Origin of the sequence: Mesorhizobium sp. WSM4884, from assembly GCF_029625675.1 — a bacterium.
GTDB lineage: Bacteria > Pseudomonadota > Alphaproteobacteria > Rhizobiales > Rhizobiaceae > Mesorhizobium.
The window spans coordinates 52901-79234 of record NZ_JARTVO010000023.1 but is presented as its reverse complement, the minus strand read 5'-3'; the positions used below and the strand labels follow the sequence as shown (position 1 = coordinate 79234).

Sequence of the window (26334 nt, the reverse complement as noted above, 5' to 3'; positions counted from 1 at the left end):
TGGCCTCACCGCAACCGAATGCAACAACTACTTCGAAAACGCAGGATACTGTTCAACCTAAAATCATCCCGCTCTAGTGTCGCACATGGTCGATGAGCGCCCTCAGCTTCGGCGTCACGGTGTGGCGACTGGGGAAGTACAGGAAGAAGCCGGCGAAGGGCGGCAACCAGTCGGAGAGGATCGATACGAGCTCGCCGCGCTCGAGATGAGGCCGGAAGGTTTCTTCCATGCCGAAGGTAATGCCCCCGCCGGCGAGCGCGGTGCGGATCATCAGGAGCATGTCGTTGGTGGTGATCTGCGGTTCGACCGAGACGTCGAAGGCGCGGCCGTCCTTCTCGAATTCCCAGCGATAGGGTGCGCTGTGCGTCTGCGGCCGCCAGCCGATACAGCGGTGGCGGACGAGGTCGCGCGGATGCTCGGGCGTGCCGTGGCGCGCGAGATAGTCCGGCGTCGCCACCGCGACCTGGCGCTGGTCGCCCGTCAGCGGCACCGCGATCATGTCGCGCTCGATGACCTCGCCGAGGCGCACGCCGGCGTCGAAGCCGGCCGCGATGATGTCGAATTCCAGATCGGTCACCGTCACGTCGAGGGTGACGCCGGGATGCGCCTCGCTGAAGGAGGCGATCAGCGGTCCGGACAGGAACCTCTCGGCGATCGAGGTGGCAGCGATCCGCAGGAGGCCGCGGGGCTCCTCCGCAGAGCCGGACGCCACTTCGAGGGCGTTCGCGATCTCGGCCAGTGGCGCCGAGACCTGGGCCAGGAAGCGCTCGCCGGCCTCGGTCAGGCGCACGCTGCGGGTGGTGCGCAGGAACAGCGCCTGGCCGAGCGCGGTCTCCAGGCGCCGCACGCCTTGGCTTATCGCCGAGCGCGTCACTCCAAGCCGGTCGGCCGCAGCGCGGAAATTGCCCGTCTCCGCCACTGCGGCGAACAACGTGAGGAGGTTGAGATCGATCTGCATTGGTTAGTGCTCCTAACCATAAGGTCCAGTTCGCGGCAAGTTAAATCGACAGCGAGCGATTGCTATCTCCCGGGCATCGATTGCGGGGCGCACGGGGTGCGCTCCGCCTGCACCACGGAGACAGCAATGACCAATCTGCCCAATACCTATGACCTGACCGGCAAGGTGGCGCTCGTGACCGGCGCGCGTCGCGGCATCGGACGCGCCACGCTCGACCTGCTGCGCGCCCGCGGCGCCCGGATCGTCGCCTCCGATCTCTCCGACGAGGTCCAAGCGCTCGAAGCCAACGACGTCGCCACGCTGGTGGGCGACGTCTCGGACGAGAGCCTTGCCCGGCGTTCGGTCGAGCTCGCCCGCGAGCGCTTCGGCCGGCTCGACATCGTCGTCAGCAATGCCGGACGAACCCTCAACAAGCCGCTGACCGAAACCTCGGTCGAGGAATACGACCGCATCTTCCAGATCAACGCCCGCGGCGCCTTCGTCACGATCCGGGCGGCCGTGCCGCTGATGGAGGAGGGCGGCGCCGTCGTCATCAACGCCTCGCTCTCGGCGACGACGGCGTTCCCGACGCAAGCGGCCTATGCCTCTTCCAAGGCGGCCTCGGCGCAGCTCGCCCGCATCGTCGCGGTCGAATACGGCCGCCGCGGCATCCGCTGCAACGTGGTCCTGCCCGGCGTCATCGACACCGACATCATGGAAGGCGTGGTCGAGAACGGACGGGAGATGCTGCGCAGCTTCGGCGACGCACACCCGATCGGGCGCATCGGCCGCCCGGAGGAGGTGGCCGAGGCGATCGCCTTCCTCGCTTCCCCCGCCTCGAGCTTCATCACCGGGGCGCAGCTCTTCGTCGACGGCGGCTACACGGCGCAGTGAGCGCCCGGCCGTCGCAACCAATACAATACGGAGATTGCCATGACCATCGACCGGGTCGTTCTCATCACCGGCGCTTCCAGCGGCATCGGGGAAGCCACCGCGCGTGTCCTCGCCGCCGCCGGCGCCACCCTCATGCCGGGCGCGCGGCGGACCGATCGGCTCGCCGCGCTCGTCGAGGAGATCGAGGCGAAGGGCGGCCAAGCCGCCGCCCGCGCCCTCGACGTCACCGAGCGCGCCAGCATGGAAGCCCTCGTCGCCGAGGCGCGGCACCGGTTCGGCCGGATCGACGTTCTCGTCAACAACGCCGGGGTGATGCCGCTGTCGCCTCTCGCCGCGCTGAAGGTCGAGGAATGGGATCGGATGATCGACGTCAACATCCGCGGCGTCCTTCACGGCATCGCGGCCGTCCTGCCGGTGATGCAGGCGCAGGGGAGCGGCCACGTCGTCAATATCGGCTCTGTCGGCAGCTTCGAGGTCGTGCCGACCTCGGCCGTCTACAGCGCCACCAAGTTCGCGGTACGGGCCATCACCGACGGTTTGCGCAAGGAAAACGAGACGATCCGCGCCACCTGCATCTATCCCGGCGTGACGCGCTCCGAGCTCGCAGACACTATCACCGACGAGTTAGCCGCCCGGGCGATGGTGGAGTACCGCCGCAACGCCATCGAACCGGAGGCGATCGGGCGGGCGGTGCTCTATGCGATCGAGCAGCCGCGGGAGGTCGGCGTCAACGAGATCACCGTCCGTCCTGTCGCACAGAGATAGAGGCAGTCGGTCTCATGCCTTCCACATTGTCGAGCGAAGAATAGCCTGCATGTGCTCCGGCAGGTCGAGTTCGCCGCGCGCCTCGACCTCCAACAGATATCGGGCCTTGGCCAAGCGATCGCCTTCCCTGACCGCCGGGTAGGCGCAGACGGCCAGCAGAGCCTTTTCCTCTGCTCGGCTGGCTTTGTCACAGTTGCGGCTGCTTCCACCCGGTTCATGGACGGCCTTGCCAAACACCGCATATGCCGTCGTGTGCGCCTCGATCAGCGCACGCAGTTCGCGGGATGTTTCTTGGCGCGGTGGCTCCGTGGCGAGCGCGGCTGCCGCAACCGTGGAAGTGACAACAGCGCTGCTGGAATGAAGGAGCAGAGCGCGGCGGCTGATCCTGGACGTGGTGAACTCTCCTCTTCACTTCATGGCAGGCAAGACTGGGTGTGCCAGAAACCACCCGCACCGTAGCACGAAGGTTCGCACATTCATGTCAGGATGCTTATCAACACATACCGGCGAGTGCGGCGTAGAAGGGCCGGCCCTTCTTCGATGCCACGAACTCCGCCCCGCTTGCGCATGGGACACGATGGTTGCGTCCTAGAGCAATTCCAGGAAAAGTGTGAGCGGTTTTCCGCCCGGAATTGCGTAAAAACAAAGAGTTAGAGCGGTTCGGCGTTTCCGTAAAACGGTGAAACGCTCTAAGCCTCCGCGTCGCGGCCGAAACCGGGGATGCGCGCGGCGACCGCCGGCAGCGGCGCGAACGGCCTGTGCGGCTCGGCCTGGTACCAGAAGGCGACCGACGAGATGTCGTCCGAGCGCCGGTTGGCGTGGCCGTGCTCGATGCTGACGCGGATGCGTCGGCGGAAGATCACCGGGTCCTCGATGTGCCAGCGATAGAGCGTGACCGGCTCGCTCCAGTTGGCCCCTCCCGCCGCGATGACGCCGTGATAGGGCGCCGAATAATCCTGGGTGGGGCACCAGGCGGTGTTGAAATAATCCTCCGTGCCGGTGCCGTGCAGTGTCGGCGGCCAGGCGTCGTTGGCGCCCGGCGCGCTCTCGCCGCGCGGCTCGATGAACGCCACCTCCTGGCCGAGAGGCTTGCGGACCGGCACCGAGAGGCCGGGCTCGCCGTCGATGAAGATCATGTCGTCGCCCTCGCCATACCAGTCCCACTGCGCGGAGCGCCGGCGCGAGCTCACGCTGAACAGCACGCCGATATAGTGGCCGCGGCCCTCGGCCTCTAGGATCGTATAATTGTCCTTGCCGTCCGTGTTCTCGCCGCCGAAGAGGAACTGCTCGTTGGTGAGGCCGGTCTCCGCCATGCCCTCGGGCCGCGCCTGGCGGTACTGCGCGTGGAAGCGGCCGAGATCGTCCTCCAGCCCGTCATGCAGCTCGAGGTCGACATAGTAATAGAGCACCAGCTCGTGCTCGGCCTCGTTCTCGACCGTCATCTTCATGCCGCTCGCGAAGGGCATCGGGAAATAGCAGTTGAAGCCCTTGCCGTCCTCGGGGCTTGCCTGCACGGGAAGGCTGGCGAAGTTCTTCGTGCGGGCGTGGCCGATGCCGAAGAAGTCGCCGATGGGCGTCTCGACGCTGGGCTCCTCCTCGCCGTCCCAGTAGGCACGCAGCACGATCTTGCGCAGAAAGCTTTCGCTGTTGCAGGCCAGCGTCGCCCAGATATGGGTGACGATGCCGGCGCCTTCATGTTCGGCGATTGTCACGGTTTCGCCCGGCTCGATGTGCAGGCGGTCGTCGTTGCCGCCGGTGCGGTCGTAGCTGGAGAAGCGTCGCGTGCTGGCATCGCGCAGCTTGGCGAGGCCGCGCAGCGGTGAAAGTCCGGCTTGGGTCATTGGATCGCTCCTATGTATCTCCTCCCACTTACTTGGGGCCGCCGACGGGTTCGGCACGTGTCGCGGCGTCACATTAGATTCATGCGGCCCCTTTACCTCTTGTGCTCTCCACAAGATTTGAGGGACAAATGACCGCCATCACTCGCAGGACGCTCATGGGGGCAGTTGCGTTCGCAGCGCTTGCCCTTTCGCAGCCGACATTCGCAGAAGAGGGGCACCCCTATTTCGGGCCTGAGACGGTAAATCTGCTCGACCTGCTTGTGCCGCCACCCACCAGGGATTCGGCCGAGACCAAGGCCGAGCTGGTCGAGGTCAAGCAACTCATGGCTTCCACGAGCGAGAGCCGGAAGCAGCAGGCAATCGCCGACAATGAAGAGGGATTGCAGCCGTTCCTGGCCGGCACGAGCATCAAGGTCGACGCAGCTGCGGTTCCGCTGACGACAGCGCTCGTGCAGCGCATTCTCGATACCGAAGAAGTCGTCACGGAAAGTGCCAAGAAAGGCTTTGCCCGCCCGCGCCCGCCCTTGGTCGATGAGGAGATCAAGCCTCTGATCAAGTTGTCGAAGTCAGGGGCGTATCCGTCCGGCCATTCGACGAACAGCACCGCGATCGCCATCGTTCTGTCCAAGATGCTTCCGGAAAGGAAGGAAGAGTTGATGCAGCGTGCGAACGACTACGCCCTGAGCCGACTGATCGTCGGCGTGCACTATCGCAGCGACCTCGGCGCCGGGCACGCGGCCGGTGCGCTCATGGCTCAGGCGTTGATGCAGAATCCGGATTTCCAGAAGGAGTTCGAGCCGGCGAAAACGGAGCTCCGGAAGGCACTGGGGCTGAGTATGTAGGCAGCGAAGGCGGTATCCTGCTCCGTCGTTGGACGCCGCCTGTCTTTGCAAACTTTCCCGAGCAGATGCGGATCATGGATGTCCGCCGCGCCGGTGCGCAGCGTGCGCATCGGACGTGCATCAGCGTGGGAGGAACGGCCCAGGCAGAGTTCTCTGCTTGCCCTGAAATTGCACCGCCATTGCGGTGCGGGCGACGAAGAGAACAGCAAGGATCGTCCAGCGACTGCGCACGGTTCCCCCCGGGGTTGCGGATTATCCAGGCCTGATATTCTGGTTCAGTCGGAAGAAATTGGTCGGGTCGTATTGCTTCTTGATGGCGGCGAGGCGCGCATAATTTCCGCCGTAGGCGTCACGCACGCGCGCCTCACCCTCATCACCAAGATTGTTGGCATAGACACCGCCGGTTGAGAATGGCCTGACCGCATTCCACAGCTCGCGCGCCCAGCGGATATTTGCCTCGTCATCGGCCGGATCGTCCCAGATGGCGATCGGGAAGCAGTCCAGGGCCGCATCGCGATTGGCGTAGGGCGAGTGCGACGCGGGCACGCGAGCGATCGCTCCGCCGACCTGCTGGAAAACGAGCAGCGACGAGCGATTGGGAGCCTTCGCGTAGCTGTCGAGCAGCGCGTCGATCAAACCATCGCCGATCTCGCGCAGGAATTGCGCTTTCCAGTAATAGCGTCGTCCGCGTGGAAAGAGACTGTCGCCCGCCGATTGAATCTGGAGATAGGGAATGGCTTGAAGGCGGCTTTCTATGGGGGATCCGAATTTCATCAGCGGTGCGATGACGGGCCCGCCCGCCTCGGGCAATCCAACATAGCAAGCCGAGATGCTGAAGGCACGGTCGCCCGACGGCAACGTGACGAGCGCTGCGTCGACGCTCACCTCGCCCGGGGCGTCACGGGAGAATTTGTCGTAAAACCGCATGGCCTCGCGCGCATGGTCGTAGGCGTGAAGCACCGAGCCCACGAGAAGGTCCGGGCCGACCGGGTGCAGCCGGTATTCGAACGCCGTCACGATGCCGAAATTGCCGCCGCCGCCGCGCAAGGCCCAGAACAGGTCGGGATGCTCGCCGGCGCTGGTCCGCAGCCGCCGCCCGTCGGCCGTGACGATTTCAGCGGCGATCAGATTATCGCAGCTCAGGCCGTGCTTTCGCCCGAGCTTGCCGAAGCCTCCGCCGAGCGTCAGGCCGGCAATACCGGTGTCGCCGTTGACGCCCATGGTCGTTGCAAGACCGTGGGCTTGTGTGGCCGCGTCGAACTCGCCGAGGGTCAAACCGGCTTCCGCCCTGGCGACGCGGCGCTCGGGATCGACGACGATCTTCTTCATGCGGGACAGGTCGATCACCATCCCATCGTCGCAGACGGACAGACCGGCGACGTTATGGCCGCCGCTGCGAACCGCCACGAGCGAGCCTTGTGACCTGGCATAGGTCACGGCGCGGATGACATCATCGGGATCGACGCAAAAGACAATTGCGGCAGGGCGTTTGTCGATCGCCCCGTTCCAGACCGCTCGCGCCCGGTCGTAGGCCGCATCTGTCGGCAACACCACTTCGCCCCGCACGCCTTGCCGCAGCTGCTCGATCGTCGAGGAATGGGATCGACCCGATAACGCATCGGCCTGTCGCGCAATCTCCATCGCAGTCGCCCTCGATTCCGACGGGAAGCACGGTCTCACAGGGCTCAACCATCTGCAAAAGCGAAATTCTTAGCTACTGGATGAGCGGAATTCATCTACACTGCCGGCATGAGGAATTTCCCGCCGCTGCGTGCTTTGCACGCCTTCGAGGCTGCCGCCCGGCACGGCAGCTTCAAGGCCGCGGCGGTCGAGCTCGGCGTGATGCCGACGGCGATCAGCCACCAGATCCGTTTGCTGGAAGAGATATGCGGTTGCAAGCTGTTCCAGCGCCGCCCGCGCCCGCTCGTGCTGACGGGCGCGGGAGCGCGCCTGTTCCCGATCCTGCGCAACGGCTTTGATCTTCTCGCCGGCTCCCTTGCCGCCGTGGCCGAGCCGGATTTTCAGGCGCCATTGCGGGTGACAAGCCCGAACGCGTTCGCGAGCCGGTGGCTGGTGCCCCGGTTGCCGAGATGGCGGGAGGCCAACCCGGCCGTGCCGCTGGAGATCATCGGGACGGACGCGCTGCTCGATCTGCGCGCCGGCGCCGCGGATGTGGCGATCCGCTACGCGCGTCGCCCGCCTTTGGACTTTGCCGCGCAGGAGCTGTGCCGCGATTCCTTCTTTCCCATCTGCAGTCCGCGATTGCTTGCAAGCGACGGGCGAGCGATCGAGCGTGCCGCCGATCTGTTGCGTTATCCGTTGATCCATTTCGACTGGATGAACCGGGATCCGGACGCTCCCACCTGGCGCCGATGGCTGGCGACGGCCCGCACGGTCGATCCGGCCCTGATCCCGGACAAAGCCTGGGACTTGAGCTTCCGCGAGGAGCTGCATGCGATCGATGCGGTCGTCGCCGGGCAAGGCATTGCGATCCTAAGTGACGTTGTGGTTGGCCGCGAACTGGAAAACGGTTCGCTCGTCAAGGCGCATCCGCTGTCCCTGCCCGGCTACAGCTTCTATGTCGTGTGGATGCACCACAGTCCGCGATCGGCGGCGATGGAGTCCTTCCTGGCGTGGATGAGAACCGTCTTATGAGACTGTCGAAGCCGCCACCGGCATCGCGCTTTGGCGGGCTGGTAGCCCGTGAAATCACCACCATATGACGTGACTCGCCAGAGCGAATTTCATGACTCGCCAGAGCGAATTTCGAAACAGTCTCTTACGCCGTATAAGCCAGCGCCAGGATTTTCGGGGTGACGGTGAAGCCCACCATAAACCTGCGGCCCGATGGCGTGGCTGCTTCGCCGGTTTCGAGATCAACGGCGATCTCCTCGAAACCCAGTACCCGACCGTCGAGCGGAAACGATGCCTTGTAGATCGCCTCCTTGGCCGCAAACAGAACGCGGCCTGCTAGGAGGGGATCGAGGTCGCCCAAGCGGTCTTGCGGCGTGATCACGATGGGCAGGAGGTCGGGCGGCAATGGCAAGGCGGGCTCGATGTCCACGCCGACGCTTCTCATCGCATCCGTTCGCGCGACGACCGCCACGGCCAATTCGTCGTCATGCGCGATGGAACCGACGATATCCGGTGGCCAAACCGGATCTCCCATGCGGCCTCTCGTTACGGTGAGATCCGTATACCCCAGACGCTGCAGCAATTCATGCGCCACCCGACGGCCCGCCCCACTGGCGGCACGCGCCTTGTGTTCGCGTTTGGCGATGGAAGCGCTCTCCGCCGGCAGAAGAAACTGTGCGTCGCCGTCGCGAATGCGGCGGCAGCCGGCGAGCAGCCCGGGCAGGGCAAGGCCGTTGAGCGCCTCGGCGACGGCGCTCTCCAGCCTGGAAGGTGCATTCTGCGACCCGATGTCCAACCCGCTATGGCCTCAATTCGAGCATGGCGATCATCTCGTCGTCCTCGTCTAGCCCCTGCTCGACGAAACCGAAGCTTGCATAAAGGCGGCGCGCCGCCTCGTTTCTTGGCTCATAGCAGATCGAAACGCGTCGTATGTGGCCGGGATGCGCGATCTCCTCCAGCGCCGCGGCAACCGCGGCCCGTCCAAGGCCCCTGCCCTGTTCGCGGCGGTCGATCATGAGACGGTAGATGACCGCCTCGTCATCCTCGTCTGGGGCGCTGTACATCAGGAACCCGACGACGCGCCCAGCCGTGACGACGGCGCGGGCTATGGCCTCGTCATCCTCCCGGGCCTCTTCCAGCGAGTCGGCATTGGAGGCGACAAAGCCTTGCTGCTCCGGCGTCAGCTCGAGCGCCAGGATCGCCGCTCGATTATCCTCGCCGACAGGCCGCAGGACAACCGGGCGGTCGCACGTCGGCGCTTCAGCGGAACCAGTCACTGTTCCTGCCCGATCTTGATCGCGCGCGCATCGATCGGCGTCACCACGCCGTAGAGCTTCGCTGGGTTGCCGCGCCACACGGTGTTCGGCTCTATCACTTCGCCCTTCATGACGAAGCAGTCGAGATCCGCCACGGAACCCTCGCCCATCACCACCGCGTAGTGGATGAAGGCGGACGGGGCGAGCGTGCAACCGTTGCCGATGCGGATGTAGTCGGACTTGAATGCGCCTTCCTCGAGCGAATGCGCCTGGATGACGCAGCCCTCGTTGAGCGTCGCGTCGTCGCCGATCTCCACCAGCGACCGCTCGGTGATGATGCTTCCCCCGTCATAGACGCGGCGCCCGACCTTCACGCCCAGCATGCGCAGGATGAGCGGCCTGAACGGGGTGCCGGTGAACAGGCCCATGATCGGCGAATCGGAGAGTTTCCAATGACGTTCGTGCCGCCAGAAGACGGGATCGTAGATCGTGGCCATCCTGGGCTTCAGCCGGCGGAAGCCGAGGCTGACGCGTTCGAGGAAGATGTAGAACGGGATACCGATCGCCGCCGTCAGCACCACCGCTACGAACAGTGCCGTCTGCTCCCACTCGGTATAGTAGTTGAGCGCACGGTCCCAGATGGCGAGCGTCAGGAACAGGATCAGCCATTGCGCGGCCAAGAACAGCAGCGCGGTGACCAGATTGTGCAGGTTCTTCAGCGGCAGGCGGCGGCGGCGCTCCTCGTCGGAGATCAATTCGAGAAGCTCCTTGTCGCGATTGACCATGCGCGGGATCTCGAAGGGCGGCGATCCCAGCAGCCCGACATTCTCGCGTACAGGACCGTCCACCGGGACGTGCACCTTGGTTCCGAGCAGGCAATTGTCGCCGGTGCGGGAATTCGGTGAATAGATGATGTTGTTGCCGAAGAAGTTGCGCTCGCCGACCCGCGTGTGCTCGAGGCGGAAGGAGTTGGCCGACTTCTGCATGTTGACCATGAACAGGCCGTCGGACACCATCGTCTCCGAGCCGATTTCGCTGAGCTGCGGATTCTCGTGCCGCTGGTTGGTGCCGAAATTCGAGCCGGTCTGGTCCACCTTGTTCAGCCGCCAGCCGATGGCGCGCAGATAGTAGACGATGGCCGAGCTGTCGCCGAACAGGACGTTCAGCAGGCGCACATTGCTGACCAGCTCCAGCATCGATTGCAGCCAGTAGTGGAAGCCGTAGAGCGAATAGTCTCTGCCGGGCTTCAGCATGAGATTGAACAGCCGCGGCACGATTGCCGCCAGCAGCACTCCGCCGATGACGAAGCCCGCCACCGTCACCGTGGTGCCGATCGCCACGACGCCGATGGTCTCCTGATAATCGTCGCCGAGATTTTCCCAGTAGGTGTGGAACAGGAGCGGGAACGGCGTGACGATGGCGAAGAGGATGAAGAGCTGGATCGTCTCGTAGATTATCCTGCGCAGCCTCGACAGCGGCACGTTGGGAACCGTGCAATAGTCCGCCTCGGTCGGGATTGCCGGCGATCCGTGCCAGCGCTCGCCGGCGGGGATCGCCTGACCGCGATGCAGCGAGGAAGCGTGGCCGAGCTGGGCGCCGTCGCCGATGCGGGTGTCGATGTCCAGGGTCGAGCCGACGCCGACGAAAGCGTTGTGGCCGATGTCGAGCGGACCGGTATGGATGTAGCCTGCCTGGGCGCGAAAGCCCAGGATCATCGAATCCTTGCGCAGGATCGAGTTGTCGCCGATCCTGATCAAGTCGGTGCAGACGGGAACGGAGCGGCATTCGATGACCGTGCGGTTGCCGAGCCGCGCGCCAAGCAGGCGCAGGTAGAGGCTGTAGAGCGGGCTGCCGCGGAACAGCACCACCGGAGCGCTGCGGACCAGCGTCTTGACGACCCAGAAGCGATAATAGCGCCACCCCCAGATCGGGAAGGTCTCTGCCTTCCAGCGGCCGACCAGCAGCCATTTGGCAATGATGGCAAAGCCGCTCAGCCCGAAAAACACGCTGGCGGACAGAAGCACGCAGCGCAGGTAGAGCAGCAGCGGGTCGTCCAGCGCGTCATAGACCCAGTTGAGCCCGTCATTGATCGCCCAGAGCGAGACATAGCTGTAGAGCGCGTAGAACAGCAGTTGCCCGAACCCTGTGCCCCAATAGGCGAGGTTGGAAGCCCGATGCGTCAGCATCGGCTCGCTCGCGGCAACGGCGGCCGTCTGCGGCGCGCGCAGGTACTCGGCGAGCTTCGCGACCGTGGGGTGCAGGTAGATGTCGCGCATCGAGGTCGTCGACCAGGCCTTGCGGGAGCGGATTCGCGCGCAGAACCTGGCCATCAGCAGCGAGTTCGCGCCGAGGTCGTCGAAGAAGTGGTCCTCGATGGAGACGTCGTCGAATTTCAGCACGTCCTGCAGCGTTTCGACGAGGAACTTCTCGTCTTCGTTGCGCGGGTCGATCATCGCGTGGCCGGCCGCGACGCGCGCGCTGGTCGGCTTGGGCAATTTCCTCAGGTCGACCTTGTTGGAAACGGTCATCGGGATCGCGGGCAACTGCTCCAGATAGGCCGGAACCATATAGTCGGGGAGCCGCCGCTTGAGTTCGTGCACGAGCAGGGTGCGATCCACACCGCCGCCGCTCTTGGGGGCATAGTAGCCAACCAGTTCCGTGCGCTCGGGCTCGATCTCCCAGGTCGTGACCGCCGCCTGCGCGATGCCGGGCTGTTCCAAGAGCACGGCCTCGATCTCGCCCAGCTCGATACGGTAGCCGCGGATCTTCACCTGCGTGTCGATGCGGCCGTGATATTCGATCTCGCCCTTGTCGTTGATGCGGCCGAGATCGCCCGTCCGGTAGATGCGGCCGCCGGGATTGTTCGGCAGGCCAATGAAATCCTTGATGAATCGCTGTTCGGTGAGTTCCGCTCGGTTGAGATAGCCGACCGCCACGCCCATGCCGCCGATGCAGATCTCGCCAAGCTGGTCGCCGGTCAGCACCTGCGGCTTTTCCGGGTCGAGAATGGCAATCGAATAGGTGGGCAGCGGCTTGCCGATCGTCACCGGCTCGTCCGGGGTCAGCAAGGCCATGGTGGCGGTGACAGTCGCCTCGGTCGGGCCATAGGTGTTCAGGATCTGACGTCCGGGCTTCGCCCAGCGCTCGACAAGCTTGTGCGAGCAGGCCTCGCCGCCGACAAGGATCGCGCGCAGGTTCGGCGCGTCGCTCTCGATCGACGACAAGAGCGTCGGGCTGCAGGCCATGCAGGTGATGTGATGCTCGCGCAGGAAACCGGCCAGTTCCTCTCCCACGAGGGGTTGCTGGCCGGGCGCCGGCACGACCGTCGCGCCCGCGGCGAAGGGCACCCAGATCTCCTCCGAGGAGAAGTCGAAGGCGATGGTCATGCCCTGGTAGACGCGGTCGCCGGGCTGGTAGCCGTAGGACGCGGCGGCGACGCGGATGAAGTTGCAGAAGCTCTGATGCGTGATGACCACGCCCTTCGGCTTGCCCGTGGTGCCGGACGTGTAGAGGATGTAGCAGGTCTGGTCCTGGCAGCCCTCCGGCAGGGGCGCTGTCTCGGGCTTGAGAGCGATCTCGGACTCCGCAGAGTCGATCGAGATATGCGGAACCGGCAGGCGTGCCACGCGCGCGGCATAACCGGAGACGCTGATCACCATCGTGACGGTGGCGTCCTCGATGATCATCACCATGCGATCTTCGGGGAAGGCGGTGGCGAGCGGGACGAAGGCCGCCCCGGCCTTCATCACGGCAAGTATGGCGATGTAGGTTTCGGCGGAGCGGTCCAGCAAAAGGCCGACCCGGTCGCCCGGCTTCACGCCACGCTCGATCAAGAGATGCGCGAACTGGTTGGCGCGGCTGTTCAACTCGCGGTATGACCACGGTCGGCCGCCGGAAATGACCGCCGGCGCCGCGTCGAAGCGGCTCGCCAGGTCGCCGAAGAAGCGGTCGAGCCGCTCATGCGGTTCGCCTTTCTGGATGAAATCGGGGCCGATAAGGATCTGATCGCGCGTGGGCGATCCCGCCATTGCTTTGGCATGGCGAGAGCTTTTCTTGGCGGGCTTTATTGCTTCATGAATAGACATTGGAACCCCGCGAGCGCGTTCGCTCGCACTATGGAGAAAAACAATAGGCTGGTGATGTCGGGCCAGTTGCCCCGTCTTACGGCCGATCTGAGCTGCTCAGCGCAGCGTATCGGACCGGAAGCCGGGACGACTTCGCAAGGCCTATGCTGCTGCTCTGATGGCCGATCCGTGACGATCATGCGGCTTCACGATCATTTGATGAGGTCGTGTCCCGTGCGGCGATCAATCGCCGATGACGCGGAGATCAGCGTCGTTGAGGCAATAGGGTGCGTAGCGGAAATCGCGGATGCGGCGCTTCAAGGTTTTTGGGTGGCGGGACGGCGGCGCGACCGCCACCTGGCTTGACCTGCGGTTCGCCGTCGATGCCGCCAAGCGCATCTTTCTGGAACGTATTTGATCTGGCGCAAAGTTCGGGACGGATGCAGCCGGTAGACAGCCGGCCACACGCAAGATCCGTCATTCACACCAAGCAGGGAATTGGAAGAAATGCGCTCGACCAGACTTGTGCCGCTCGTCACCGCCGCCGTTCTGACGTGGGCCGGCGCCGCAGGCGCCGCCGAATCGGAGGTTTCCATGTTGAACATGGGCAAGCACGGCATGTTTCAGCTCGAACCATCGTTCCTCAAGATAGCGCCCGGCGACACGGTTCATTTTGTTGCCAAGGACAAGGGTCATGACGTCGAGTCGATCGCCGGCATGCTGCCGGACGGTGTGCAGCCGTTCAAAGGGGAGATGAACAAGGACCTGACCGTCACGTTCACCAAGCCCGGTGTCTATGGCATCAAGTGCAATCCCCACTACGGCATGGGCATGGTCGCCCTCGTCGTGGTCGGCGATCCGGGCAGCAACCTGAAGGCCGCCGAAGCGGTCAATCAGCCCGGCAAGGCCAAGAAGGCTTTCGAGGAGCTGTTCAAACAGATTGGCCAATAGTGCGTAAAGACTGACAGTTAGAGCAGTTCAGCGATTCCACCGAACGCTGAACTGCTGCGATGCTGACGCCCGCCGCATCAGCCGAACGCCTGCAGCCGCGCTGCGATGGCCGCGAGGCTCTGCAGGGTTCGATCCGCCGCCCGTTGGGCTGCGGCCAGCACCTGTTCGTCGCGCGTGCGGTCGGCGAGATCGAGATAGGCCTGGTGCAGCCGTTCGGCCTCGGCGAGCGCGGCGCGCAGAAGCGGCAGGGGATTGGCAGCTTGCGCAAGCTCCGCCCTCGCTGCTTCGACAGTTCCGTCAGTGGCTTCAAGCCCGGCCGCTCGCTCCCGCTCGGCAACCTCGATGATCGTTTTCGAGGCAGCAGCCTCACCCAGCGCGGCAAGCCGCGAAGCGACCCTTCGATGGAAGACCGCGGCACGCGACTCCAGCCGTCGGCTCTGTCGCACGAATTCCGGCAGCGACGAGGCATCCAGCATTGGCCTCCCGTCGCGGGCGCGCCCGGCGCCTTCGCGCCGATAAGCGCGACGCCGTTCCTCGCGCAGCAACGCCGCGTGATCGAGCGCCTTTCCGGCGAGCCACTCGGCCGTCGCCCGGACCGTCGCATCGCTGCTTTGCGCGGCGATATAGGAGTAGAAGGCGAAAGCCAGCATTTCATTGTCCACCGCAATGCCGAGGGCCCGGTAAGGGGTGAGCAGCGCGCTGGCCTCCGCTTCGTCCCATGATCGAGAGATTTCGGAAGGCAGCCCGCGCGGATCGGTCAATGCCGGCGGTGGCGCGCCCGTCGACTGGCCGGAGCGGCGGGCGATTTCTTCGACATGGTCGCGCTGTTCCTCGACAAGCGCGCTGAACGTTCCGGCAACCTCACGCTCGTTCAGCTTTTCCATGCGGACCGCGAGCCGTTGGTAGCGCCGTGCCGCGCTTTCCTCCATGGCCGTCGCCAGGCCGAGAAGCTGCGGAACATCGCGCAACTGCACATTGGGTTCTTCACTCAGCCGCTTCATGGCAGCGCCTCCTGGAGGAATGCGCGCCAATATGACATCGACCGATGCCATTTGAGTTTGTCCAAAATCAAAGAGCGGCTGGCGCGATCGTCTAAGGGTAGCGCGCGTTCGATCAACAGGCGATCGGGCTTTTGGTGCAGACAGCCGGCCGCGGAAATGAAACCAGATTTCGAATTCGGATGGAGATCGGCGGGCCTGGGTGTCCTGGCTTCTTTCTTTCTCCTGTTTGTCCTCCTGTTGCCGCAGGCTGAAGCCAATGCGTCAGGGCGGCTCGGCGAATTCCTGAGCGGGATCAAGGCATCCGACATCGATCCCGCGGCCGACAGCTTCGGCGAGGTCGAGCGCAATCCACCGGCGGCGAAGCTGCTCAAGGGCGGTCAGCCCGTCGGCTACGCCTTCCTGACGAACGACGTTGTCGATTCGACCGGCTATTCCGGCAAGCCGATCAACATCGTTGTCGGCATCGACCTCGACGGCAAGATCACCGGCGCAAAGCTCGTCGAGCACCACGAACCGATCGTTCTGGTCGGCATCCCTCAGGCCAAGATCGAGCATTATATCGACGGTTTCATCGGCCGGCGTGTGCTCGATGCGGGCGAGGAGAGCCGCATGCCGGTCGACATCGTCAGCGGCGCGACGGTCACGATGATGGTCATCGCCGACAGCATGACGCAGTCGGCGGTCAAGATCGCGCGGTCGCGCGGTCTGGGCACGGGTGCCGTGAATGTCGCCTCTCAGCCGGCCCACCGCACGATCGATCAGACCAGAAGCGCCGTCGAAACCTGGCAAGCCCTGCTCGGCGACGGATCGGTCCGCAGGCTTGCGATCACCAACAAGGAGCTCGATGAGCTGTTTCAGCGGACGGGCAATGCCGCGGCGATCGCCCGCCCGCAGCAAGGCGACCCTGACGCTTCCTTCGTCGACCTCTACGTTGCGCTGGCGAGCGTGCCGACGGTCGGCCGATCGCTGCTCGGCGATGCCGAATATGATCGCCTTCGCCAGGATCTGAAGCCCGGCCAGCAGGCGATCCTCGTCGCCGGCGACGGGCCGTATTCCTTTCGCGGCTCCGGCTATGTGCGCGGCGGCATCTTCGATCGCATCGAGCTGATCCAGAGCGAGGGCAGCATACGCTTCCGCGATCGCAACTATCGCCGGCTCGGCGCGGTGGCCGCCGAGGGCGCGCCGGACTTTCCCGAAATCGGCGTCTTCGTCACGCCCGACGGCTCGAATCTCGATCCTGGTGCGCCATGGCGGTTCCAGCTCCTCGTACAGCGGGCCACCGGTGCGCTCGACAAGGCATTCGTCACGACGGGGCTCGACTACTCGACCCCCGACAAGTTCCTGACCGCGCCTGTTGCGACCGCGGCGGTTTCACCGCTGGCGGCGGTCGCGCCGGCGTTGGCCGCCGTGCAACCGGTGGCGGCAGCGGACCACGAGCCGCCGCTCTGGCAGCGGATGTGGCAGGCGCGGATGTTCGACATCGCCATCATGCTCGTCGCAATCGGCGTGCTCACCGGCATCTTCTTCTTCCAGGATTTCCTGGTGAAATGGCCGCGCGCCTATGAGCGCATCCGGCTCGGCTATCTCGCCTTCACGCTTCTGTGGCTGGGCTGGTACGAGCACGCGCAGCTGTCGGTCGTGAATATCCTCACCTTCTTCAACTCGCTGCGCGGCGACTTCCGGTGGGATTATTTCCTGCGCGACCCGCTGATCTTCATCCTGTGGTCGGCGGTCGCGGCCGCTCTGCTGTTCTGGGGGCGCGGCGCCTATTGCGGCTGGCTCTGCCCGTTCGGCGCATTGCAGGAGTGGACGAACCGGCTGGCGCGCTGGGCGCACATTCCGCAGGTCCGCGTGCCGTTCTGGCTCAACCAGCGTCTGTGGCCGTTCAAATACATCATCTTCCTCGCGCTTTTCGGCCTTTCCTTCGGCTCGCTCGGCCTTGCCGAGGAAGCGGCCGAGGTGGAGCCCTTCAAGACCGCGATCATCCTCCATTTCGCGCGCGAGTGGTGGTTCGTGCTGTTCGCCGTCGGCTGCCTGGCGCCCGGCCTTTTCATCGAGCGCTTCTACTGCCGCTACCTTTGCCCGCTCGGCGGCGCCCTGGCCGTCCCTGCCCGTATGCGCATGTTCGACTGGCTGAAGCGTTACAAGGAATGCGGCTCGCCCTGCCAGCGCTGCTCCAATGATTGTCCCGTCCAGGCGATCCATCCGGAAGGGATGATCAATCCCAACGAATGCATCCAATGCCTCAATTGCCAGGTGCTCTACCACGACGACCAGCGCTGTCCGGTGGTGATCCAGAAGCGCATCAAGCGCGAGAAGTTCCTGGCCCTGCAGTCGCCGTCGATGGTGCCTGAGCCCAAGCGCAAGCCGAGGGTCCTGCTGACCGTCAACGGTCGCGAACCATCCGTGGAACGGAAGCCTGCGGCCGGCCAGGCCGCGTCACTAGAAGGAGACGACCAATGAGAGATGATGATAGGTCGGGGGAAACTGAAACCGGAGTAAGCCGCCGCAAGCTTCTGACCGGAAGCGGCAAGGCAGCCATCTTGGCGGGCCTCGCCAGCGCGGCCGGCGGCGGAGCCGTTGGCGTTGCCGGGTTCACCAGGCCCGCCCATGCCAAGGAGGCGACCAGCGAGATCCGGCCGGGCGATCTCGACGAATATTACGGCTTCAGCTCGAGCGGCCAGTCGGGCGAGGTGCGCGTCATCGGACTGCCTTCCATGCGTGAGATCACGCGCATTCCGGTCTTCAACCGCTGCAGCGCCACCGGCTGGGGGATCACCAACGAGAGCCGCAAGATCATGACGGAAGGGCTGATGCCGACCACGCAGGCGTTCCTTGCCAAGCGCGGCGGCGTCTACCCCAACGGCGACCTCCATCACCCGCATATGTCCTTCACCGACGGCACCTATGACGGGCGCTACCTGTTCGTCAACGACAAGGCCAATTGCCGCGTCGCCCGCATCCGCTGCGACGTGATGAAGTGCGACAAGATCATCGAGATTCCGAACGCATCGGACATTCACGGGCTGCGCCTGCAGAAATATCCGCGGACCGGTTACGTGTTCGCCAACAGCGAGCACATCATCCCGATCCCGAACGACGGCAAGGTCCTCGACGATCCCAAGCAGTACTGGTCGGTCTTCACGGCGATCGACGGCGACACCATGAAGATCGCCTGGCAGGTGCTGGTCGACGGCAATCTCGACAACACCGACGCCGACTACCAGGGAAAGTACGCGTTCTCGACCTGCTACAACTCCGAGCGGGGCGTGACGCTCGCCGACATGACGTCCGCGGACCGCGACTGGGTGGTGATCTTCAACCTCAAGCGCATCGAGGATGCGGTCAAGAAAGGCGACTTCAAAGAGATCAACGGCGTGCCGGTGGTCGACGGGCGGCACGGTTCGCGCTACACGCGCTACGTTCCGGCCGGCAACAATCCCCACGGCTGCAACACGGCGCCCGACGGCATCCATCTCGCGATCGCCGGCAAGCTCTCGCCGACCGTCACGCTTCTCGACGTTCGCCGCTTCGACGACCTGTTCGACGACAAGATCAAGCCGCGCGACGTCGTCGTTGCCGAGCCTGAGCTGGGTCTCGGACCGCTCCACACGGCATTCGACGGCAAGGGCAACGCGTACACCACGCTGTTCCTCGACAGCCAGGTCGTCAAGTGGAACATCGACAAGGCGATCCAGGCTTATGGCGGCGCCAAGGTTGATCCGATCATCCAGAAGCTCGACGTTCACTATCAGCCGGGCCATAACCATACCTCCATGGGCGAGACCAAGGAGGCGGACGGCAAGTGGCTGATGTCGCTCAACAAGTTCTCCAAGGACCGCTTCTTGCCGGTCGGACCGCTGCATCCGGAGAACGACCAGCTGATCGATATCTCGGGCGACGAGATGCGCCTGGTCCATGACGGGCCGAGCTTCGCGGAGCCGCACGACATCTGCCTGGTGCATCGCTCGAAGGTCAGGCCGGCGATCGTGTGGAAGCGGGACGACCCGATGTGGGAAGAAGCGCGGCAGCAGGCGGCGAAGGACGGCGTCAAGCTCGAGGAAGCCGCCGACGTCATCCGCGACGGCAACAAGGTGCGCGTCTACATGCACTCGGTCGCGCCGGCCTTCAGCCTCGACAAGTTCACGGTGAAGCAGGGTGACGAGGTCACCGTCACCGTGACCAACATGGACGACGTCGAGGACCTGACCCACGGCTTCACCATGGTGCGCCACGGCGTGGTGATGGAGATCGGGCCGCAGGCAACCTCGTCCGTGACCTTCATCGCGGACCGCCCCGGCGTCCACTGGTACTATTGCCAGTGGTTCTGCCATGCCCTGCACATGGAAATGGCCGGGCGCATGATCGTGGAGCCGCAGCCGGCATGATCCGGAAACGGCATAGCGGGAGCGCAGTTGCGGCGGCCCTCGTCGCCGCCTGCGCCCTCCTCCTCCCAGGGACGGGGCGGGCGGAAACCCTCGCCGTCCCCGCGGGGGGTGACGGCCTTCGGCAGGCGGTCGCCGCGTCGCAATCCGGCGATACGCTGAGGCTCGGCGCCGGCTTGCACCAGGGCCCGATCCGGATCGACCACGCTCTCACCATCGAGGCTGAGCCCGGTGCCGTACTCGACGGGCAGGGCCAAGGCCGCATCGTCGAGGTGGTTGCCCCGAACGTCGTCATGCGCGGTCTCACGATACGCAATTCGGGCATCGACGATCCCATGGACGCGGCGGTCTTCCTCGAAGACAGCGCGGCGGGCGCAATCGTTGAGGACAGCCGGATCGAGAACAGCCTGGTCGGCGTCTATGTTCACGGCGCCGCCAACGCGCTCGTGCGGAACAACCGCATCGTCGGACGGACCGATCTCAGGACCAACGAGCGCGGCAACGGCGTCTATGTCTGGAACGCGCCGGGCGCGCAGGTAATCGGCAATCATATCACGGGCGGGCGTGACGGCATCTTCACCAATGCCAGCCGCAACAACGTCTTCCGCGGCAACCGTATCGAGAACGTCCGCTTCGCCATCCACTACATGTACACGAACGACAGCGAAGTCGCCGACAACGTCTCGCGCGGCAACCATGACGGCTACGTCATCATGTATTCGAGCCGCCTGGTGATCCGCCGCAACCTGTCGGAGGACGATGGCGATCATGGCCTTCTGCTCAACTACGCCAACGATGCGGACATCCAAGACAACGTCGTGCGGCGGAGCGACCAGTGCGTCTTCATCTATAACGCCAACAAGAACCTGTTCGCCGACAACTGGTTCGAGGATTGCGCCGTCGGCATCCATTTCACCGCGGGCTCTGAGCGCAACCGGATGACCGGCAACGCCTTCGTCCATAACCGCTCGCAGGTCGTTTATGTGGGCACGCGGTCGCTCGACTGGTCGGCGGACGGGCGCGGCAATTACTGGAGCGACAATCCGGCGTTCGACCTGAACGGCGACGGCATCGCCGACACCGCCTACCGCCCGAACGACATCTTCGACAAGGTCGTGTGGACTTATCCGACGGCCAAGCTCCTCATCAACAGCCCGGCCGTGCAGGTCATACGCTGGGCTCAAGCGGAATTCCCCGCGCTCCATCCCGGCGGCGTCATCGACAGCGCGCCGCTGATGGCGCCCATACCGCCTGCGCTGGAGGTGAAGCCATGACCATGTCGCCGACGATCTTCATGCAAGGCGTGTCGAAGCGATACGGGGATAATTACGTCGTGCGCGACGTGGACCTGTCGGTTGCGCCCGGCGAGTGCGTTGCCATCGTCGGTCACAACGGAGCCGGCAAGAGCACGCTGGTGAAGATGGCGCTCGGCCTGCTTGCGCCGACCGCGGGACGCATCGCGCTGCTCGGCGAGAACCCGGCGGGGCGCCAGGCCATGGCATTCCGGCACAGGATCGGCTTCCTGCCCGAGAACGTAGCCTTCTCCCCAGCCATGACCGGACGCGAAGTGCTGCGTTTCTACGCGCGTCTCAAGCAAGTGCCGCTCGGCGTCACCGACCAGCTCCTGGAACGCGTCGGGCTCGCCGCCGCCGCCGCCCGCCGCGTCGGCACCTATTCGAAGGGCATGCGTCAGCGCCTCGGATTGGCGCAGGCGCTGCTGGGCGAGCCGCGCGTCCTCTTCCTTGACGAGCCGACAACCGGCCTCGACATCGAATCGCGCCAGATGTTCTACGACGTCATGGCGCAGTTGCGCGACGCCGGCGCGACGCTGCTGCTTTCCTCGCATGCGCTTAGCGACATCGAGCAGGCCGACCGCATCGCCATCATGAAGGCCGGCCGCATGGTCGCATGCGGCGCGCTTCCCGAACTCCGCCGCCTGGCCGACCTGCCGCTTCGGATACGGGTGCACGTCGTCGACGGGAAAGCGGCTCGGGAATTCACCGCCCGGCGCAGCGTGCAGTGGCTCGACGATCTGCGCTTCGAGCTCGCCTGCGCCGACGACGGCAAGATCGAGGCGATCCGCAGCGTCTCGCTGCTGCAAGGCGTCTCCGACATCGAAGTGATGCCGCCGACATTGGTCGATCTATGCGACGAGCTTACACGGGAGGCCGCGGAATGAACGCCATAGCAACGATTGCCGGCCGCGAGATACGCGACGGCCTGCGCAACCGCTGGGCCCTTGGCGCCGTCCTGCTGATGGCCGGCCTGGCGTTGACGCTTGCGTTTCTCGGCAGCGCCCCGACGGGCGTGGTCGGCGCAAGTCCGCTCGAAGTCACGGTCGTCAGCCTGTCGAGCCTGACGATTTTCCTGGTTCCGCTGATCGCGCTCCTCCTGTCCCACGACGCAATCGTGGGAGAACGCGATCGCGGCACGCTGCTTCTTCTGCTCTCCTATCCGCTCTCGCGCTGGCAGATCCTCTTCGGCAAGTTCCTCGGGCATCTCTCGATCCTGACGGTGGCGACCGTGCTCGGCTACGGTGCAGCTGGAGCGGCGCTCGCGTTTGCGGCCGGCGAATTCGATGCCGACAGCCTCGGCAGTTTCGCGCGGATGATCGGCTCGTCTGTTCTGCTCGGCGCGGTCTTCGTTGCGCTCGGATACTTGATCAGCGCGACCGTGCGCGAGCGTGCGACCGCGGCAGGCCTTGCCATCGGCATCTGGCTGGCTCTGGTCATTCTTTACGATATGGCGCTGCTCGGCCTGCTGGTTGCGGATCAGGGCAGGACGATCAGCACCGCCGCCTTCAACTGGCTGCTCCTCTTCGATCCCGCGGACATCTTCCGGCTCCTCAATCTTGCCGGGTTGTCGAAGACCAGCCTGTTCGCCGGGATGGCCGGCCTTGCCGAGCAGATGCAGTTCGGTCGCGCCGTGCTGCTGACGGCGCTGGCGGCATGGGTGGCGGTTCCCCTGGCGCTTGCCGCCTTCGTCTTTTCAAGGAAGGAGCCATGATGCGCGCAACGATTCTCGGCGCACTGGCCGCCGCTGTCCTCTCGGTCCTGCTTGCCGGCTGCAATCAGGAGATCGCCGGCCAGTCCAAGCCGCCGCCGCAGGAGCCGACGGCCACTTCGGTCGCCTATTTCTGTTCGATGGGCCTGCTCGAACATGGCGGCCCGAAGGGGCAGGCCTTTCGTGCCGGCAAATCCGAGCCGGTCTGGTTCTCGTCCGTTCGCGACGCCGTCGCCTTCTCGATGCTGCCCGGAGAGCCGAAGGACGTCGTCGCCATCTACGTCAACGACATGGCGAAGGCCAGGAATTGGAATCGCCCCGAGGCAGGAGCCTGGGTCGAGGCGCACGACGCCTGGTATGCTATCGGCAGCGACTACAACGCCGGCATGGGCGGCAAGGACGCCGTGCCTTTCTCCGATGAAAAGGCCGCTCGGTCGTTCACGGCCGCGCATGGCGGAACCGTCGTGCGCTTCAACGAGATCCCGGAGAAATACATCCTGGAAAGCGATGAGAGCGATGCCGCCGCCGAAATTTCGGACAGCGAAGCCGAACTGCCCAACGCCGTGGTGAAGCAATGACGGAGCTTTCGACGATCCCGCGCGACGGAATGAAATCGGCCGGCGAGCCGGCTGGCCCGATGACCCGACGCCGCTTCATCCGTATCAGCGGCGCTGTGACAGGCCTCAGCCTTGCGGCGCTCGGGTCGGGCTTCCCGCGGCCGGGTCGGGCGTCACCACTGTTTCATGAATGGCGCGGTGTCGCGCTCGGCGCCGATGCCTCGCTGCGGATATACCACCCCGATGCCACCGAGGCCCAGCGCATGATCACGGATGCGCTCGCCGAGGTGCATCGACTGGAGCGCGTGTTCAGCCTCTACGACGATAGCTCCGCGCTTTCCCGGTTGAACCGCGACGGTGAGCTGGTCGATCCGCCACAGGAACTCGTCGAGCTTTTGGCGACGAGCGAGCGCTATGCCCGCGCAACCGGCGGCGCCTTCGACCCGACGGTGCAGCCGCTCTGGACGCTTTATGCGAAGCATTTCAGCACGGCTGGCGCCGATCCGAATGGTCCGTCGCCGGCAGACATCGGTGACGTCGTGGCCAAATGCGGCTACCAGCGCGTGATCGTCGACATCGGAAAAGTGGCGTTCGCGCAACCCGGCATGGCGCTCACCCTGAACGGCGTCGCGCAAGGCTACATCACCGATCGCGTCGCCGAGCTTCTGCGCGCTCGCGGGGTCACGCACACCTTGGTCGATATGGGAGAGACGCGTGCGCTCGATGTTCATCCGACGGGCCGGGCCTGGTCGGTCGGGATAAAGGATCCGCGTGCCGAGGACCGCCTGCTCGCGACGCTTGCCCTCGACAACCAGGCCGTCTCCACTTCGGGCGGCTACGGCACGGAATTCGGTCCGGCGGGGAGATTCAATCACATCTTCGACCCCGCGACGGGTCTGTGCGCGGGCCGCTATCTCAGCGTCTCGGTCGTTGCGCCGACCGCGACCTGCGCCGACGCGCTTTCGACTGCCTTTTCCGTCATGCCTGTGGACCGTGCCGTTTCCGCCCTCCAGGAGCTCGGGGCAACGCGAACCTGCTTCGTCTTGACGGACGGATCGATGATAGAGCGCAGCGTCTGATCGCGGGCCACGGCGGGCGGGAGAAACGGCGGCGCTGGTTTCAGCCCTTCCCGTTCGCGCCGTCGAGCAGCGCGATCAATCCCTTGAGGATCTCGATCGGCCGCGGCGGGCAGCCTGGAATGTGCAGGTCGACCGGCACCACGTCCGACACGCCGCCGACGACCGCATAGCTGCCGGCGAAGCAGCCGCCGTCTTTTGCGCAGTCGCCGAGCGCGACCACCCATTTCGGGTTGGGCGTCGCGTCCCAGGTCCGCTTCAATGCCTCGCGCATGTTTTTGGTGACCGGCCCGGTGACTAGAAGCACATCGGCATGGCGGGGCGATGCGACGAAGCGGAAGCCGAAGCGTTCGATGTCGTAAAAGGCATTGTTGAGCGCGTGTATCTCGAGCTCGCAGCCATTGCAGGAGCCGGCATCGACGGCGCGGATGGACAGGCTCCGGCCCAGCCGCTTGCGGGCGGCACCGTCGAGGGCGCGCGCCAGCTCGTCGACCGCCGCGTCGCTCACCTGCGGCGAACGCTCCGTCAGCGGCGGGCGGATCAGGCTTTCAAACAGGAGCTTGCGCATGACGAGATGCCTTCGACCAGCTTAGAGATCATGGCCGGAATAGGAGCAGTTGAACGATTTGTTGCAGATCGGGAAGTCGGCGACGATGTTGCCTTCGATCGCCACTTCCAGGAGCGGCCACTGGAACCATGAGGGATCGCGCAGGTGGCAGCGCTCGATGGTGCTATCCTTGCCAATGCGCAGCCAGGCCAGGATGTCGCCGCGAAAACCCTCGACCAGCGCCATGCCCTCGCGCGGGCCGTCCGTGGCATCGTCCGCCGCGGCGACCTCGGCGCGGGTCGGGCCGGTGGGCAACCGCCCCAGAATCTGCTCGACGAGCGACAGGCTCTGCTCGACCTCCCGCACGCGAATCCAGACCCGGGCGTTGACGTCGCCCTCCTGCAGGACCGGCACGTCGAAGGCGAGCTGGTCGTAGGGCGCGTAGGCAAGATTGCGTCGCGCATCGAAATCGCGGCCCGACGCCCGCCCGACATAGCCGCCGGCCGCGTATTGCCGGGCAAGCTCGAACTTGAGCCGGCCGGTCGTCACCGTGCGGTCCTGTAGCGAGGCTGTGTTGTCATAGAGCTCGACCAGATGCGGAAAGCGCTGCCTGATCTCCGCGACCAGCGACCGGACGGCGCTCGTCCCGGCCTCGTTGAGATCGCTTGTCACGCCGCCGGGCACGATGCGGTCGCGCATCAGGCGGTGACCGAAGGCCGCGTCGGCGGCGCGCAGCACGCGTTCGCGCAGCACGCCGCAATGCGCGTGCATCAGCGCGAAGGCGGCGTCATTGCAGATGGCGCCGATGTCACCGAGGTGATTGGCAAGGCGCTCCAGCTCGGCCATCAGGGCGCGCAGCCAGACGGCGCGGGGCGGCACGGCGACGCCGAGCGCCGCTTCCGCTGCGCGGGCAAAGGCAAGCGAGTAGGCGACCGTGCTGTCGCCCGACGTCCGACCCGCGAGTTTTGCCGCGCGATCGATCGGCGCGCCCGCCATCAGGCCTTCGATGCCCTTGTGCACATAGCCCAGCCGCTCCTCCAGCCGCACCACCGTTTCGCCGCTTGCGGTGAAGCGGAAATGCCCCGGCTCGATGATGCCGGCATGCACCGGCCCGACCGCAATCTGGTGGAGACTCTCGCCCTCCGCCGTGAGGAACCGGTAGGAGGACGCGGCCGACCGTTCGCCGGGCTGTGCCGCGAGCGGATGGCTGATGCCCCACTGGCCATGGTCGAGCCAGCGGCGGGTGTCGGGGAGGCCCTGCGGCGCCAGCCCGAAGAGATCCGCCGCGGCGCGCTCCAGCCGTAGCGCCGGCGGATGGTACTGGCCAACCGACGGGTAGCGGCCGCCGCGGCAGTCCAGGCTGATCACGCCGAGATTCCGCTCTTCGTCGAGAAGCGCCATGTGCACTCTTTCCGGCTCCCCCCACAGGCCGAGCAGGCTCCAGCGGCCTGCGGCGAGCTGTTCGACGGCAAGGTTCCAGACCTTCGGGGCCACCTTGGCACGGTGCCAAGGGGCGTGATGCTCGACCGGGCGGCCGGTCTCGACGAGATCACTGAGCGCGGGCATGTTTTTCCTGCTCAT

The 26334-nt window shown here is 65.2% G+C and carries 22 protein-coding genes; 12 read left to right on the top strand and 10 right to left on the bottom strand.

All coding sequences use genetic code 11. From position 1 onward, the window contains the following. Positions 1–73 precede the first annotated feature (73 nt). Positions 74–958 (bottom strand): LysR family transcriptional regulator, encoded by an 885-nt coding sequence (locus P9236_RS26545; RefSeq protein WP_278077594.1) that lies wholly within the window; start codon positions 956–958, stop codon positions 74–76. 126 nt (positions 959–1084) lie between these two features. On the opposite strand from P9236_RS26545, the gene P9236_RS26540 reads away from it, so the two are divergent. Next, positions 1085–1831 carry an SDR family oxidoreductase gene (locus P9236_RS26540; protein ID WP_278077593.1) on the top strand — a complete coding sequence of 249 codons (747 nt, stop codon included), beginning with the start codon at positions 1085–1087 and terminating at the stop codon, positions 1829–1831. 39 nt (positions 1832–1870) lie between these two features. Beyond that, complete coding sequence (locus P9236_RS26535) at positions 1871–2596, top strand: SDR family oxidoreductase (RefSeq protein ID WP_278077592.1); 726 nt, start codon at positions 1871–1873, stop codon at positions 2594–2596. 12 nt (positions 2597–2608) lie between these two features. On the opposite strand, the gene P9236_RS26530 is transcribed toward P9236_RS26535, so the two are convergent. Next, positions 2609–2833 carry a hypothetical protein gene (locus tag P9236_RS26530; RefSeq protein WP_278077591.1) on the bottom strand — a complete coding sequence of 75 codons (225 nt, stop codon included), beginning with the start codon at positions 2831–2833 and terminating at the stop codon, positions 2609–2611. 452 nt (positions 2834–3285) lie between these two features. Beyond that, a complete protein-coding gene (locus P9236_RS26525; protein WP_278077590.1) occupies positions 3286–4437 on the bottom strand; it encodes a glycoside hydrolase family 172 protein in 1152 nt (383 codons plus the stop codon). 128 nt (positions 4438–4565) lie between these two features. Between P9236_RS26525 and P9236_RS26520 the strand changes: the two genes are divergently transcribed. After that, complete coding sequence (locus P9236_RS26520) at positions 4566–5279, top strand: phosphatase PAP2 family protein (RefSeq protein WP_278077589.1); 714 nt, start codon at positions 4566–4568, stop codon at positions 5277–5279. Between the two features lie 252 nt (positions 5280–5531). Here the strand turns inward: P9236_RS26520 and P9236_RS26515 are convergent, their stop codons facing one another. Next, entirely contained in the window at positions 5532–6920 is a 1389-nt protein-coding gene (locus tag P9236_RS26515) for an FAD-binding oxidoreductase (protein WP_278077588.1), read from the bottom strand. Between the two features lie 108 nt (positions 6921–7028). Between P9236_RS26515 and P9236_RS26510 the strand changes: the two genes are divergently transcribed. Next, a complete protein-coding gene (locus P9236_RS26510; RefSeq protein ID WP_278077587.1) occupies positions 7029–7934 on the top strand; it encodes a LysR substrate-binding domain-containing protein in 906 nt (301 codons plus the stop codon). Positions 7935–8058: 124 nt separating this feature from the next. Here P9236_RS26510 and P9236_RS26505 read toward each other — a convergent pair whose 3' ends face one another. From P9236_RS26505 to P9236_RS26495, 3 genes are read right to left on the bottom strand one after another with little or no spacing between them, the layout of a single operon-like run. Then, a complete protein-coding gene (locus tag P9236_RS26505; protein ID WP_278077586.1) occupies positions 8059–8709 on the bottom strand; it encodes a 4'-phosphopantetheinyl transferase superfamily protein in 651 nt (216 codons plus the stop codon). Between the two features lie 4 nt (positions 8710–8713). Continuing rightward, on the bottom strand, positions 8714–9190 hold the full coding sequence (locus P9236_RS26500) for a GNAT family N-acetyltransferase (protein ID WP_278077585.1): 477 nt from the start codon (positions 9188–9190) through the stop codon (positions 8714–8716). Next, positions 9187–13197, bottom strand: coding sequence for a Pls/PosA family non-ribosomal peptide synthetase (locus P9236_RS26495; protein ID WP_278077584.1), 4011 nt, complete (start codon positions 13195–13197; stop codon positions 9187–9189). Before P9236_RS26495 ends, P9236_RS26500 begins: the two co-directional genes overlap by 4 nt. Before the next feature lie 561 nt (positions 13198–13758). Here P9236_RS26495 and P9236_RS26490 point away from each other — a divergent pair. Next, positions 13759–14184: a pseudoazurin gene (locus P9236_RS26490; protein ID WP_278077583.1), complete on the top strand. Its 426-nt coding sequence runs from the start codon at positions 13759–13761 to the stop codon at positions 14182–14184. Between the two features lie 77 nt (positions 14185–14261). Here P9236_RS26490 and P9236_RS26485 read toward each other — a convergent pair whose 3' ends face one another. Then, complete coding sequence (locus tag P9236_RS26485) at positions 14262–15185, bottom strand: ferritin family protein (protein ID WP_278077582.1); 924 nt, start codon at positions 15183–15185, stop codon at positions 14262–14264. A 237-nt stretch (positions 15186–15422) separates the two neighbouring features. On the opposite strand from P9236_RS26485, the gene P9236_RS26480 reads away from it, so the two are divergent. From P9236_RS26480 to P9236_RS26450, 7 genes are read left to right on the top strand one after another with little or no spacing between them, the layout of a single operon-like run. Next, the gene (locus P9236_RS26480; protein ID WP_278077581.1) at positions 15423–17648 is read left to right on the top strand and encodes a NosR/NirI family protein; all 2226 of its coding nucleotides are present in this window, start codon (positions 15423–15425) and stop codon (positions 17646–17648) included. Then, positions 17645–19573, top strand: a complete 1929-nt coding sequence (gene nosZ / locus P9236_RS26475; RefSeq protein ID WP_278077580.1) for a TAT-dependent nitrous-oxide reductase — start codon at positions 17645–17647, stop codon at positions 19571–19573. The genes P9236_RS26480 and nosZ overlap by 4 nt, the downstream gene beginning before the upstream one ends. Then, the gene (locus P9236_RS26470; RefSeq protein ID WP_278077579.1) at positions 19570–20844 is read left to right on the top strand and encodes a nitrous oxide reductase family maturation protein NosD; all 1275 of its coding nucleotides are present in this window, start codon (positions 19570–19572) and stop codon (positions 20842–20844) included. Before nosZ ends, P9236_RS26470 begins: the two co-directional genes overlap by 4 nt. After that, the gene (locus P9236_RS26465) at positions 20841–21749 is read left to right on the top strand and encodes an ABC transporter ATP-binding protein (RefSeq protein ID WP_278077578.1); all 909 of its coding nucleotides are present in this window, start codon (positions 20841–20843) and stop codon (positions 21747–21749) included. Before P9236_RS26470 ends, P9236_RS26465 begins: the two co-directional genes overlap by 4 nt. Continuing rightward, the gene (locus tag P9236_RS26460) at positions 21746–22576 is read left to right on the top strand and encodes an ABC transporter permease (protein ID WP_278077577.1); all 831 of its coding nucleotides are present in this window, start codon (positions 21746–21748) and stop codon (positions 22574–22576) included. The genes P9236_RS26465 and P9236_RS26460 overlap by 4 nt, the downstream gene beginning before the upstream one ends. After that, positions 22573–23151 carry a nitrous oxide reductase accessory protein NosL gene (locus P9236_RS26455; protein WP_278077576.1) on the top strand — a complete coding sequence of 193 codons (579 nt, stop codon included), beginning with the start codon at positions 22573–22575 and terminating at the stop codon, positions 23149–23151. Before P9236_RS26460 ends, P9236_RS26455 begins: the two co-directional genes overlap by 4 nt. Continuing rightward, entirely contained in the window at positions 23148–24209 is a 1062-nt protein-coding gene (locus P9236_RS26450; protein WP_278077575.1) for an FAD:protein FMN transferase, read from the top strand. Before P9236_RS26455 ends, P9236_RS26450 begins: the two co-directional genes overlap by 4 nt. Positions 24210–24249: 40 nt before the next feature. Here the strand turns inward: P9236_RS26450 and P9236_RS26445 are convergent, their stop codons facing one another. Continuing rightward, positions 24250–24774 carry an NADH-quinone oxidoreductase subunit B family protein gene (locus tag P9236_RS26445; protein WP_278077574.1) on the bottom strand — a complete coding sequence of 175 codons (525 nt, stop codon included), beginning with the start codon at positions 24772–24774 and terminating at the stop codon, positions 24250–24252. 21 nt (positions 24775–24795) lie between these two features. Then, the gene (locus P9236_RS26440) at positions 24796–26319 is read right to left on the bottom strand and encodes an NADH-quinone oxidoreductase subunit C (RefSeq protein WP_278077598.1); all 1524 of its coding nucleotides are present in this window, start codon (positions 26317–26319) and stop codon (positions 24796–24798) included. Positions 26320–26334: the final 15 nt, after the last annotated feature.

Excerpts from the sequence above, each read along its gene's own strand:
- P9236_RS26545 (WP_278077594.1), bottom strand. The coding sequence starts at position 958 with ATGCAGATCGATCTCAACCTCCTCACGTTGTTCGCCGCAGTGGCGGAG.
- P9236_RS26540 (WP_278077593.1), top strand. The coding sequence starts at position 1,085 with ATGACCAATCTGCCCAATACCTATGACCTGACCGGCAAGGTGGCGCTC.
- P9236_RS26535 (WP_278077592.1), top strand. The coding sequence starts at position 1,871 with ATGACCATCGACCGGGTCGTTCTCATCACCGGCGCTTCCAGCGGCATC.
- P9236_RS26525 (WP_278077590.1), bottom strand. The coding sequence starts at position 4,437 with ATGACCCAAGCCGGACTTTCACCGCTGCGCGGCCTCGCCAAGCTGCGC.
- P9236_RS26520 (WP_278077589.1), top strand. The coding sequence starts at position 4,566 with ATGACCGCCATCACTCGCAGGACGCTCATGGGGGCAGTTGCGTTCGCA.
- P9236_RS26515 (WP_278077588.1), bottom strand. The coding sequence starts at position 6,920 with ATGGAGATTGCGCGACAGGCCGATGCGTTATCGGGTCGATCCCATTCC.
- P9236_RS26510 (WP_278077587.1), top strand. The coding sequence starts at position 7,029 with ATGAGGAATTTCCCGCCGCTGCGTGCTTTGCACGCCTTCGAGGCTGCC.
- P9236_RS26495 (WP_278077584.1), bottom strand. The coding sequence starts at position 13,197 with ATGGCGGGATCGCCCACGCGCGATCAGATCCTTATCGGCCCCGATTTC.
- P9236_RS26485 (WP_278077582.1), bottom strand. The coding sequence starts at position 15,185 with ATGAAGCGGCTGAGTGAAGAACCCAATGTGCAGTTGCGCGATGTTCCG.
- nosZ (WP_278077580.1), top strand. The coding sequence starts at position 17,645 with ATGAGAGATGATGATAGGTCGGGGGAAACTGAAACCGGAGTAAGCCGC.
- P9236_RS26470 (WP_278077579.1), top strand. The coding sequence starts at position 19,570 with ATGATCCGGAAACGGCATAGCGGGAGCGCAGTTGCGGCGGCCCTCGTC.
- P9236_RS26465 (WP_278077578.1), top strand. The coding sequence starts at position 20,841 with ATGACCATGTCGCCGACGATCTTCATGCAAGGCGTGTCGAAGCGATAC.
- P9236_RS26460 (WP_278077577.1), top strand. The coding sequence starts at position 21,746 with ATGAACGCCATAGCAACGATTGCCGGCCGCGAGATACGCGACGGCCTG.
- P9236_RS26455 (WP_278077576.1), top strand. The coding sequence starts at position 22,573 with ATGATGCGCGCAACGATTCTCGGCGCACTGGCCGCCGCTGTCCTCTCG.
- P9236_RS26450 (WP_278077575.1), top strand. The coding sequence starts at position 23,148 with ATGACGGAGCTTTCGACGATCCCGCGCGACGGAATGAAATCGGCCGGC.
- P9236_RS26445 (WP_278077574.1), bottom strand. The coding sequence starts at position 24,774 with ATGCGCAAGCTCCTGTTTGAAAGCCTGATCCGCCCGCCGCTGACGGAG.
- P9236_RS26440 (WP_278077598.1), bottom strand. The coding sequence starts at position 26,319 with ATGCCCGCGCTCAGTGATCTCGTCGAGACCGGCCGCCCGGTCGAGCAT.